General features: G+C 60.6%; 13 protein-coding genes. 1 reads left to right on the forward strand and 12 read right to left on the reverse strand.

From position 1 onward, the window contains the following. Positions 1 to 40: 40 nt before the first annotated feature. The 7 genes from ROSMUC_RS17175 to ROSMUC_RS17195 are packed head-to-tail and all read right to left on the reverse strand — an operon-like array spanning position 41 to position 4366. Positions 41 to 1393 carry a dihydrolipoyl dehydrogenase family protein gene (locus ROSMUC_RS17175; protein WP_037275590.1) on the reverse strand — a complete coding sequence of 451 codons (1353 nt, stop codon included), beginning with the start codon at positions 1391 to 1393 and terminating at the stop codon, positions 41 to 43. A gap of 23 nt (positions 1394 to 1416) precedes the next feature. Further along, positions 1417 to 2847, reverse strand: coding sequence for a mercury(II) reductase (gene merA, locus ROSMUC_RS17180; protein ID WP_037275592.1), 1431 nt, complete (start codon positions 2845 to 2847; stop codon positions 1417 to 1419). A gap of 1 nt (position 2848) precedes the next feature. Then, positions 2849 to 2986 (reverse strand): SHOCT domain-containing protein, encoded by a 138-nt coding sequence (locus tag ROSMUC_RS21110; protein ID WP_157057501.1) that lies wholly within the window; start codon positions 2984 to 2986, stop codon positions 2849 to 2851. Continuing rightward, positions 2983 to 3369: a mercury resistance system transport protein MerF gene (gene merF, locus ROSMUC_RS17185; RefSeq protein ID WP_037275593.1), complete on the reverse strand. Its 387-nt coding sequence runs from the start codon at positions 3367 to 3369 to the stop codon at positions 2983 to 2985. Before merF ends, ROSMUC_RS21110 begins: the two co-directional genes overlap by 4 nt. Next, positions 3366 to 3620 (reverse strand): hypothetical protein, encoded by a 255-nt coding sequence (locus ROSMUC_RS20900; RefSeq protein WP_045685387.1) that lies wholly within the window; start codon positions 3618 to 3620, stop codon positions 3366 to 3368. The genes merF and ROSMUC_RS20900 overlap by 4 nt, the downstream gene beginning before the upstream one ends. 17 nt (positions 3621 to 3637) lie before the next feature. Beyond that, on the reverse strand, positions 3638 to 3943 hold the full coding sequence (locus ROSMUC_RS17190; RefSeq protein WP_037275594.1) for a heavy-metal-associated domain-containing protein: 306 nt from the start codon (positions 3941 to 3943) through the stop codon (positions 3638 to 3640). Between the two features lie 15 nt (positions 3944 to 3958). Beyond that, complete coding sequence (locus ROSMUC_RS17195) at positions 3959 to 4366, reverse strand: mercuric transporter MerT family protein (RefSeq protein ID WP_052115434.1); 408 nt, start codon at positions 4364 to 4366, stop codon at positions 3959 to 3961. 76 nt (positions 4367 to 4442) lie between these two features. Between ROSMUC_RS17195 and ROSMUC_RS17200 the strand changes: the two genes are divergently transcribed. Further along, positions 4443 to 4856, forward strand: a complete 414-nt coding sequence (locus ROSMUC_RS17200) for a MerR family transcriptional regulator (protein ID WP_172794922.1) — start codon at positions 4443 to 4445, stop codon at positions 4854 to 4856. A 269-nt stretch (positions 4857 to 5125) separates the two neighbouring features. On the opposite strand, the gene ROSMUC_RS17205 is transcribed toward ROSMUC_RS17200, so the two are convergent. The 5 genes from ROSMUC_RS17205 to ROSMUC_RS17225 all read right to left on the reverse strand — a co-directional run bounded on the left by ROSMUC_RS17205 (position 5126) and on the right by ROSMUC_RS17225 (position 9500). Continuing rightward, the gene (locus ROSMUC_RS17205) at positions 5126 to 5644 is read right to left on the reverse strand and encodes a type II toxin-antitoxin system YhaV family toxin (protein WP_037275598.1); all 519 of its coding nucleotides are present in this window, start codon (positions 5642 to 5644) and stop codon (positions 5126 to 5128) included. Continuing rightward, on the reverse strand, positions 5641 to 5967 hold the full coding sequence (locus ROSMUC_RS17210) for a type II toxin-antitoxin system PrlF family antitoxin (protein ID WP_005668772.1): 327 nt from the start codon (positions 5965 to 5967) through the stop codon (positions 5641 to 5643). Before ROSMUC_RS17210 ends, ROSMUC_RS17205 begins: the two co-directional genes overlap by 4 nt. 124 nt (positions 5968 to 6091) lie before the next feature. Continuing rightward, on the reverse strand, positions 6092 to 6745 hold the full coding sequence (locus ROSMUC_RS17215; protein ID WP_037275602.1) for a DUF6927 domain-containing protein: 654 nt from the start codon (positions 6743 to 6745) through the stop codon (positions 6092 to 6094). Between the two features lie 102 nt (positions 6746 to 6847). Beyond that, positions 6848 to 7441: a hypothetical protein gene (locus ROSMUC_RS17220; protein ID WP_037275604.1), complete on the reverse strand. Its 594-nt coding sequence runs from the start codon at positions 7439 to 7441 to the stop codon at positions 6848 to 6850. 76 nt (positions 7442 to 7517) lie between these two features. Next, the gene (locus ROSMUC_RS17225; RefSeq protein ID WP_037275606.1) at positions 7518 to 9500 is read right to left on the reverse strand and encodes a ParB/RepB/Spo0J family partition protein; all 1983 of its coding nucleotides are present in this window, start codon (positions 9498 to 9500) and stop codon (positions 7518 to 7520) included. Positions 9501 to 9595: the final 95 nt, after the last annotated feature.

The raw sequence follows: 9595 nt of genomic DNA on the forward strand, positions 1-9595 counted from the left end.
TATTTGACCGCGCGTTCAGTGGGTTCCGCCAACTTTCAAATCAGAGCAGCGAGCCCAAATCCGATCCGACGCTGGGATAGACGGCGGTCATCGACTTGAGCTGCTTTGCGGTCAGTCCCAACTTCATCGCCAAGCCGAAAAAGTTGATCAACTCACCATATTCCGGTCCGAATAGGTGTGCGCCGAGCAACTTGCCGTCCGACCTATCCACCAACACCTTTGCGGCGGCGGATTTTTCTCCAATTCGGTAGTTGGAATACCAGCCGCCCGTATCAGTGAACCGGACATCGACATCATAACCGGCCTCTTTGGCTTCAGCCTCCAACATGCCGACGCGGGCCAGTTCGGGTACCGTAAACACTGCGGTCGGGATGCCGGAATAATCCGGCAAGATCTTCTGATCCTTGAGCATGTTCGAGGCCGCGACCTTACCTTCGATCACGGCAACGGGCGTCAGCGGCATTCCCTTGGTATCGGCGGAATCTCCAGCTGCAAAGACGGCGGCGTTCGTCGTACTTTGCAGATGCGGAGCCACAACGATGCCCTTGTCGCCATACGCGACATCGGCGGCCTCAAGGTTCAGATCGGCAAGAGCGGCGATGCGACCCGCGCCATGCACGACCAGATCGGTCTCAATGGTCGTTGTGTTGTCGCCTGTCTTCACTTCAACGGCAAAACCCGCACCGGAGGTTGTGATCGAGACGATTTCGGTTTCTCGTTGCAGGTCCACACCAACAGCGGCACTGCGCGCGATCAGCATCTCGACCAGATCAGGGTCAAAAGCGTTCAGCGGGCGGGCACCGCGATCTACGATGACAGGCTCGGCCCCAGCACGTGCGGCGATATGCGCAAACTCAAAAGATACGAAGCCGCCACCGACAAACAGGATACGCTTGGGCAAAGCCTCAAGATTGAGAAAATCCGTGCTGTCGATCATCAGATCGGCACCGGCGAAGGTGACAGGTCTCGGGATCGCTCCAGCGGCGATAAGGAAACGTTTCGATTGATAGGACTGCCCGTCAACTTCGAGCGCGTTGGCACCGGTGAACCGCGCGGCACCGTGCAACGTCTCGACGCCGTTTCCGGTCAGACCCTTTTCCATCTTGTCCGGCACCGGATCGGTAAAACCACGTTTGTGAGCCATCAGATCGGACCAGTTGATCTTTAGTCCGCTGGGATCGATCCCTTTGCCGTCCATCAACCGTGCGGCATCGACGATTTCAGCGCCACGCCGCAATATTTTCTTAGGATCGCAACCACGCAAGGCGCAGGTGCCGCCGTAGGGCAGCGCATCCACGATGGCCACGCGCCAGCCTGCCGCACCGCATTTGTTCGCCGCCGCAACCCCGGCCATGCCCGCCCCGATAACGATCAGGTCATACGTCTCACTCATATTTAGATCCTTCTTACGTGTCTTTATCCGGCGCAGCAGCTAAGTTTTGCCACGTCCATATCGAAAGTCTGCGCGGCCAATTTCAGGCCCTCGACCGTCGTCAGATAGGGAAAGATCGTTGCGCCCAAGTCTTTGGTCGTCATGCCGAACTTCAACGCCATGACCAGTGTCTGGATCGTGTCCGATCCTTCGGGTGCGATGATTTGGCCACCAAGCAGTTTGTCGGTTTTCTTATCCGCCACAAGCTTGATCAATCCACGTGTGTCGCGGGCGGCAAGAGCGCGCGGGACCTGATCGAGTGGCACGACCGAAGTCTTCACGTCGAACCCTGCGTCGCGAGCCTGTTGCTCGCTCAGCCCGACCCCGGCAATCTGTGGATCGGAGAACACGACCCAGGGCATGGCAGAATTGTCATAGCGCTGATCATCGCCCAGAACGGCGTTCTTCACAGCCAATTTTGCCCCGTAGGCTGCCATATAGACGAACTGGTCGCGGTCTGTCACGTCGCCCGCCGCATAGATGCCGGGCACCGACGTCTGCATGTCGTCGCCGATGACGATGGACCCGCGCGCGTCGGTTTTCACGCCGACCTCGTCCAAACCCATACTGTCGGTATTGGCACGCCGACCTGCGGTCGAAACAAGATGATCCGCCGTGACCTCGACAGGCTCGCCGCCCTGCATAACCCGCAAGGTCACGCCCGACGCGTCACGTCTGACGTTCTCATAACTCAGGCCGGTCAGCAGGGTGATCCCCTCGGCGGCAAAAGCGTCCGTCAAAGCCCCGGACACTTCCGGTTCGGCACCGGGAAGCAGGTGTGACCGTGTCACCAGCGTGACCTTCACGCCCATCCGGCTCATCATCTGCGCCAGTTCCGCCCCGATGTAGCCCGCCCCGATAAAAATCAGACTTTCCGGCAGGGTTTCAAGCTCCAGCAAGCTGGTGCTATCGAGTGCGCCGACCTCCTCGATTCCGTCAATCGTCGGCAGGACCGGATGACCACCGGTTGCAATGATCATTTTCATTGCGGTCAACGTGCGACCCCCGACGATGACGCCACCCTCGATCAGCCGCGCCGGACCAGTATCGATATAATCGACACCCGCGTATTCCGGCAGCAGGTCTGCGTATTTCTTCTGACGCAAGGTCGCGACCAGATCGTCTTTCGACTCGATCAGCGTGTGCCAGTCATCGAGTTGTGCGTGACCGGACAGGCCAGGAAACCGCTTGGCGGCATGTGCGCCATGGATCGCCTCAGCGGCGCGGATCATTGCCTTGGACGGCACACAGCCGACGTTCACGCAGGTGCCGCCGATGGTGCCATGCCCGACAAGTGCGACACGTTTTCCCGCGTCAGCAGCGGTGATTGAAGCGGAGAAACCCGCCGAGCCTGCGCCGATGACGATAAGGTCGTATCCGCCATTTCCATCATCATTCTTGTTGATATCTTTCATTTCAGCGCGCCTCGTGCAGATCAGAGTTTTTTCGTTTGGCAACGACCAGATAAATGATCGCACCAATGGCTATGAGCGGTGTCAGCATGCCAAGCATTCCGAAGAACATGCCAATCCCTGTGCAAGATCCCATCATCATTGTGTCGCTTCCTTGGATTTCATTTTATTGAGGTAGAAAGCGTAGACGCCGACAGCCACGAAAGCGCCGACCGTAATGCGCAGCGCGAAACGGAACTCGATCCAGATGATGAGGATCGACAGAGCAGCGGCAATCGCCGTCGCCCAGAGTTTCGGGTTCGGCCCCACGCGCCCGGCGCGCAGCCAGAGCGCTTGCGCCACGACGGCAAGGCAAAAGAACAAAAGCGGGAACAGCGCGTAGTCGAGCCAACCGGTCAAAGCCGACAGGCCGACACCGGCCACAACGACGACCAGGAGGGGTGTGAAGCAGCACAGGGCCGCAAAGAGTGCGCCACCCAGCCCCCATTTTAGCAAGCGGTCGGGGTTCTCAATGTTCTGGGTCAAGTAGCGCTCTTTCTTTCTGGAGAATGATTGGAAATCGAGGTGCGGCCATTGGCGGACCGCCGGAATTCACGAACGACAAGGAAGGCGAGCGCCACAACCAGTGCGACGGCTATCCAGCCAAGCCCCGACATCCACGCTGCGAGGCCGCCGAACGCCGCAGCAAGCAGAGCTGTGCCGCCACCGCAGCACACGATCACGACCGGAGTCGCAACTCCGAAACCCAGTAGCCCGCCCATAAGGTTGTCACGCATTGCAAATTTCCCCGTGGTTAGGACGCCGTGTCCGGCAGAGCCTGGGCGGGGTAGCCATTTGCCGCCACTGCATCGATGATGCTGTCCACGCTGGTCTCGGCATCATCGAAGGTGACACTGTAAACGCCCTGTCCATACTCGGGACCGTCAACGAAGTCGTCGATCTGGACCGATGGAACGCCGCGCATCGAACTGGCAACGATGAACGAACAGGAGGGGCAGGTCAGTTCGCCGACTGCAATCTCGACGGTGCGCTCTTCGGCAAAAGCCGCTGGGGCAAACGCAGCAATGGCCAGCGTTGACGATAACAGTACGTGTTTCATGATTTTGTTCCTTGTTTAGAATTTCAGAATGAAGGGCGTGATGTAGGGAAAGGCCATCGCTACCGCGACGATTGCGGCGGCGGCCCAAAGTGTCACCCGCATCACAGTCCGGTTGATTGGCCGGGCACAGGTGCCATCGGCGCAGGCGTCCGTATTCACCGGCTTGTATGCCTTGTAGAACCCGTATCCGAGAAACGCGGCACTTAGCGCGAAAGTGTACCATTTGTAGGCATAGAAAGCCCCGAGCTGCGCGATGAAGACGCCAGTCACGCCGAAACTCACCAGCACAAGCGGCAGAATACAGCACGAGGTCATCGCCAACGCACCGAGAACGCCGAAGCCGGTCGCACCCCAGCCTTTCGCGGTGTCATCGCCAACCTGACGCACGTGGCCGGATTTATGGTCTGAAATACTTTGCTCCATCGAATCGCCCTTGTTCTGTTCTTTCCATCGTTCTACGGTCTGTAGTTGATACAGGCTCAAGGGATTTCTGCGGATAATGGATAACAGAAGCGTGAAAGCACTCCGGCGGGTCGATCTAGCACGGGCCACGGGCTGCAATCTCGAAACCATCCGCTACTACGAGACGGTCGGTATCATGCCCGACCCACCGCGCACCGCAAAAGGGTATCGAAGCTATGATGATATTCATGTCAAACGGTTGAAGTTCGTCATGCGGTCCCGCGATCTCGGTTTCTCCCTGGAAGAAATTCGCGGGCTGCTCGGGTTGGTCGATGACCGGTCTCAAACCTGCGCTCAGGTCCAGACCGTTGCTGAGACGCATCTTGAAGATGTGCAGGCGAAAATAGCCGATCTCACGCGGATCGAACGTGTCCTGTCGGAAACCGTCGCTCGATGTACAGGCGACGCCGCACCAGAATGTGCGGTGATTGACGCACTTCTCGAAGGTTAGTCCACCCTGAAAAAAGGGAACAACGGACCTTCGTGCATCGCGCAGCGAAAGCCCGGAAAGTCCGCATCTTACCAGTTCGTACACGATGCAGCGAACGGCAGGTGTACGGATAGGGAGGGACTTCTGAGAATTTCATCGTACCAGCCATATGACACACCAATGTCGCCTCTTTCACTCGGCTCAAGGGTGACGGGAGATAATATCGCAGAACGAGCCCCTTACTGGCAGCCTTAGCGGGGGATTCTGCCCCCTCCGGAATTCGACCCCACTTACCGATCAGGCGCCGCTTCAAGGGACGTCTCGAACCGCTTGCCCGCCGCTGCAGCTTCTTTCAAGAGCGCGTCGAAATTGTCAGGTGGATTTCCATCTTCCAGCATCCCTTTGAACGTCGCATAGGCATCCGTCTTGCTGCCGTAGGCGCGCAGGGTCTTGTCGTCGTTCACCCAGGCCACCACGATGACCTTGGCATCGCTGTTGAAGCGGTAGAACAGCCGATACTGCTGGAAGAATTTCGCCCGGAACCAGTGCTTGCGGTGATCGCCGAGTGTGCCGCCTTGCCGGAAGGCGGCGGCACCCGGATCTGCCGGTATGGCCTCGGTGACCAGCTTGAAGATGGCGGCCAGCCGTTTCGTCGGGTTTTTCTTGCGCCAGGTCTTAGGATCGCGTGCCTTACGCGCCTCGACCTCTTCAATCAGCCCTTCGAGCTGATCCAGAAAGAGCGGATGCGCATAAATCGACCATCCGTTTACGACAAGGGGCGCTTGGGCGGGCACGCTATCGCCGCTCATTCATCCTCGAGCGATAGCGGCGCATCGAGATCGACGTCAACGTCTCCGACCAGTGCTGCAAGACGGTCATGCAAAGCCCCATCGAACGCCCGAATGCGGTCCGGATGCGCCTTGATATCGGCCTCGACAAAATCGAGAAAGGCTCCGAGCACGGGATCTTCCTCGTCGCTGCGCACGGGCTCGATATAGACCCTGCCACTCGGCTCGGTGCAGTAACGAATCTGGTCGCCCTTGCCCAGCTTGAGCTGTTTGCGCACACCCGCCGGCACGGTCGTCTGATACCGATCCGTGAGTTTCGAGACATCTTGTGCGAGGGCTGTCATGGCAGTCTCCTGAAGAAAAGGTTCTTTGCTGCCCGCGATAGGTAATGCATTTGCATTGCCTTGTCAAGACAAGCCGCAGCATCTGCTGTCGCCGGGCAGGTCAATGAACCGTCCGGCGAAGGACCTAATTTCGCCCCGCCAGGAACTCCGCCAGCACCGGGCTAGCCGCACCTTTCGCGGAGCTGAGCAGCTCCGAGCCCGCAAGCGAGGCCTTCGACAGGCGTACGAGCCCACCAGTTTCCTCGATGCGGTAGCAGCGGCGCTTTTGCCGCCCGCGCCTGTAGTGGATCGCGGTGACAATCTGGCAGGTACTGCCATCGGTGAGCGTCACAGGTGCTGCGAGCTTGATCTTGTCGCCTTCCTCGTAGTCCGGGATCGACGCCCAGTCCCGGCAGCGCTGACGCCAGTCCTGGGCGTAGCTGTCCGGGTCTTTCAGGTCGGAGAGGAGCTCGATCAGCCCAAGGGGAGCACGAGACTCGTTCGGGCCAGCGCTTTCCTCCATGTCCTTGTAGCCCCAGCAGCCGTCATCGTATCGGGTGAGGAAGACAGCGCCAAAAGTGATCGACCCGTCCGCATCGGTCACATAGGTCGTGTCTTCGACAGGGGTGCCGTCGAGATTGATGACCTTTGCCGCCGCGTACCAAGTCGAACCCACCTTGCAGGCTTTGACCAGTTCCGTCTTGCGCCTTTCGCCCTCGAAGGTGCACAGCCGAGCAATCTCCGCTTTCTCATCCGCGTAGGTCTGGACGCGGCCGTCGGTGTAGAAAAGCCATCCCATCTCAGAGTCCTTTCTCTCATTGGGGAAATTGTTGTCGCCAATGTCCCGAGAGGGCCGCAGGCCCGGCAGGGTATTGGCGATGCTTGTTTGAGAAAGGGCGCGTTACGCCGCCCTCCGGTCATCGATTTCCATCAGCGCATCGAGCGGCACGCGGTAGGGCTGCATGGCGTCGAAATCCTCGCAATTGCCGCAGTTCTGCACGATCGCAAAGGTGTCGCAGGCATCCTTGAGAATGACCCGGAAGGTGCCGCCGAGGCCCGAGGGCACCTCGTAGGTCCCGCCGATGAGATAGTCCGAAGCCCGGCGCACGAAGACGCGGATGCTGTGGCCATCGGTGGCGAGCCGGATGGCCCCCCGCCCCCGGTCGATGAGCACCTGCACGTCATCCAGGATGTCGGTGTAGAACTGGCCGGTCAGATCGCGACACGCCATGCGGCGCTGCGCCATCCAGTCGGTGTCCCGAAACGGGTTCATGCCTTCGGCGAAGGCGAAGGACGGATCGGCCTGTTCGGTGGTGACGATGCGGGTGGTCGTGCCATCGATGCCGTTTGAGCGCAGATGCACACCATTGCCGACGATGAGGATCAGGGCGGGCCTGTCCACGGGTCCGTTCCAGTTGGGCAGGAAGGTTTTGCAGGCGCGCGCATGGGCGATTTGCGCCGCGACAGCGGAGGCAGAGAACTTGAGAATAGCCATGGGGATGTCTTTCTGTTCGGTTTGGAAGGGTCGACCCGCGCGGGTGGCATGATCCACGCGCGGGTCGCGTGAGGACTCAGGCCGCTTGCGGGACCTCGCTGTCAGGCTCCGGGGTTTCCGCAGCGGGCTCCGCCTCATCAGAGGCGACACCGTTGGTCTGCATCATCGGCGGGCACCAGGCGGTCACGGCAGCGCGCTGCGCGTCGGTGAGGGTGGCGAAGGGTTCGGCGAAGAGCTTGTCGCAGAAGGCGACGATCTCCTTCTTGCTCGACGAGGCCAGCGTCACCGCCTCCTGGGCGAGACCCAGATCCTCGCCAAGGATCTTCAGGAGCCAAGCCTTCTTGAAGCGGTTGAAGAGCGCCGCATTCGGCGTCCAATGCGCGCGGATGTCGGGCATGATCTCGATCTCGAACGCATGCATCAGGCTGTCGCGCTGGCGGTCCCGCGCGAAGCAGGACTGCGTGGTGCTGGCCGTGGCATAGGCCACGAGCTTGGCCTTCTCGCCGGCCTCCAGCGCGCGAAACGCCGCGAACTGATCGGCGGGCGCGCGGGCGTCATCGAGCCAGGAGAGATCAAGTGCATCATGCGCCGCCGCCACCTGCTCGAGCGAGGTCTCGTCGATCTCGTCCATCTTGGCATGGCTGCGGTATTCCTTGCGGGCATCGATCTTGATCGCCTGCGTGACACTCATGCCGCTGGCCAGAACGTCACTGACCAGCTTGAAGAGCGTCAGATCGAGCGTGGCTTCCGGATGCAGCGCCATCGCGGCCCCAAGCGCCATGGCTCGCTCGGTCTTGAGGTCCTCAGCCAGTGAGGCTGGGTAGGTGATTTCGCCGGCGTCCGGGGCCTCCTCCCCGGTCGGGCTAGCCGAGGAGCCGCGCGCGCCCTCCTCTTTGACGGTGTCTTCCGGGCGGACGAGACCAACATGGAGCGTGATCTGCCCACCCTGCCACGACGCGATCACCCCAGACCGCGCGAGGTCCTCGGCGCTGTAGGCTTCCTGCAGATCGCGCGCTTCCTCTTCCAAGGCGTCCACGCGCTCGTAAAGGGCATTGTAGGCACCGTCCTCGAGCCCCTCATCCTCCATCTCGAGCTGCAATTTCTCAAGCTCGGCGGTGATCTCATCAATGCGCTTCCGGGCAGCCTCATCCGGCTCGATCGGGCCGGGATAGACGCGGCCATAGTCGGCCATGATCGCGTAGTCATAGCGCACCATCGCATCGGCCCAGGCAAACCCCAGCCTCATACGGGCCTCTTCGGCGGCGGCACCGAGCTTCTCGAGCAGGATGGTCTCGACCAGTGCCGCATCCTCCAGCACGGAATGCTCTTCCAGAAGGTCAGCCGCGACGGCACCGCCACGCGCCTCGTAGTCTTCGCGCACGAAAGCCCCGATATCATCGCTGACCTGCACGCCGCGGGATTTGAGGGCCTGACGGACGGTATAGGCCTGCAGATAGCCGCCGTCCTTCGTGAGCGCCTCGAAGACCTCGCGCTGCGCCTCCTGGCTCGGGTGCTCGGCGAAGGCTTTCATCGTGTCGAGCGTGATCACCTTGCCCCGGGCCGCGGCGCGGATGTCGGGGTGGATCAGGCCATAGCGCAACCGGCCTTTCACGGCCGCCACCGTGGTGCCGAAGGTCTTTGCGATCGTCTCGGGCGTCTGGCCGTCGACCTCCATCATCCGGGCGAAGGCCTCGAACTCGTCGATGGCATTCATCGGTGCCTGGGTGATGTTCTCGGCGAGCGACAGTGCCGTGGTGACGTCGCAGTCTTCCGGCACGAGGCGGCAGTCCACCTTGGTCTTCGCCGTGAACCCCTTGCTGGCCTTGTCGGCGATCAGCTCCTTCAGCGCGGCATGGCGTCGGCCACCGGCGAGGACAGCATATTTGCCGTCAAGCTTCTGGACGAGAAGCGGCTGGAGCAGGCCCAGCACAGCGATGCTGGCCTTCAGATGCGCGATGTTCTCGGGGTCATAAGTTTCCGGCGAGTTGCTGCGCACATTGGCGGGATGCGGGACAAGATCGCCGATAGCGATGGTGAGAGGGGCAAAGTTCGTGGTCATGGGATATCCTTCCAGGTGGGTGAAGTGTGGCCCCCGCGCGCGCGGGCGTAACCAATCCCCGGCTTCAGGGATCACTACGACAAAAGGCCCACTTT

This window comes from Roseovarius mucosus DSM 17069 (assembly GCF_000768555.3).
Taxonomy (GTDB): domain Bacteria; phylum Pseudomonadota; class Alphaproteobacteria; order Rhodobacterales; family Rhodobacteraceae; genus Roseovarius; species Roseovarius mucosus.

What these genes read in the sequence shown, in the direction of transcription:
- ROSMUC_RS17175 (WP_037275590.1), bottom strand. Translation starts at nt 1,393, where the DNA reads ATGAGTGAGACGTATGACCTGATCGTTATCGGGGCGGGCATGGCCGGG.
- merA (WP_037275592.1), bottom strand. Translation starts at nt 2,847, where the DNA reads ATGAAAGATATCAACAAGAATGATGATGGAAATGGCGGATACGACCTT.
- ROSMUC_RS21110 (WP_157057501.1), bottom strand. Translation starts at nt 2,986, where the DNA reads ATGATGATGGGATCTTGCACAGGGATTGGCATGTTCTTCGGAATGCTT.
- ROSMUC_RS20900 (WP_045685387.1), bottom strand. Translation starts at nt 3,620, where the DNA reads ATGCGTGACAACCTTATGGGCGGGCTACTGGGTTTCGGAGTTGCGACT.
- ROSMUC_RS17190 (WP_037275594.1), bottom strand. Translation starts at nt 3,943, where the DNA reads ATGAAACACGTACTGTTATCGTCAACGCTGGCCATTGCTGCGTTTGCC.
- ROSMUC_RS17195 (WP_052115434.1), bottom strand. Translation starts at nt 4,366, where the DNA reads ATGGAGCAAAGTATTTCAGACCATAAATCCGGCCACGTGCGTCAGGTT.
- ROSMUC_RS17200 (WP_172794922.1), top strand. Translation starts at nt 4,443, where the DNA reads ATGGATAACAGAAGCGTGAAAGCACTCCGGCGGGTCGATCTAGCACGG.
- ROSMUC_RS17205 (WP_037275598.1), bottom strand. Translation starts at nt 5,644, where the DNA reads ATGAGCGGCGATAGCGTGCCCGCCCAAGCGCCCCTTGTCGTAAACGGA.
- ROSMUC_RS17210 (WP_005668772.1), bottom strand. Translation starts at nt 5,967, where the DNA reads ATGACAGCCCTCGCACAAGATGTCTCGAAACTCACGGATCGGTATCAG.
- ROSMUC_RS17215 (WP_037275602.1), bottom strand. Translation starts at nt 6,745, where the DNA reads ATGGGATGGCTTTTCTACACCGACGGCCGCGTCCAGACCTACGCGGAT.
- ROSMUC_RS17220 (WP_037275604.1), bottom strand. Translation starts at nt 7,441, where the DNA reads ATGGCTATTCTCAAGTTCTCTGCCTCCGCTGTCGCGGCGCAAATCGCC.
- ROSMUC_RS17225 (WP_037275606.1), bottom strand. Translation starts at nt 9,500, where the DNA reads ATGACCACGAACTTTGCCCCTCTCACCATCGCTATCGGCGATCTTGTC.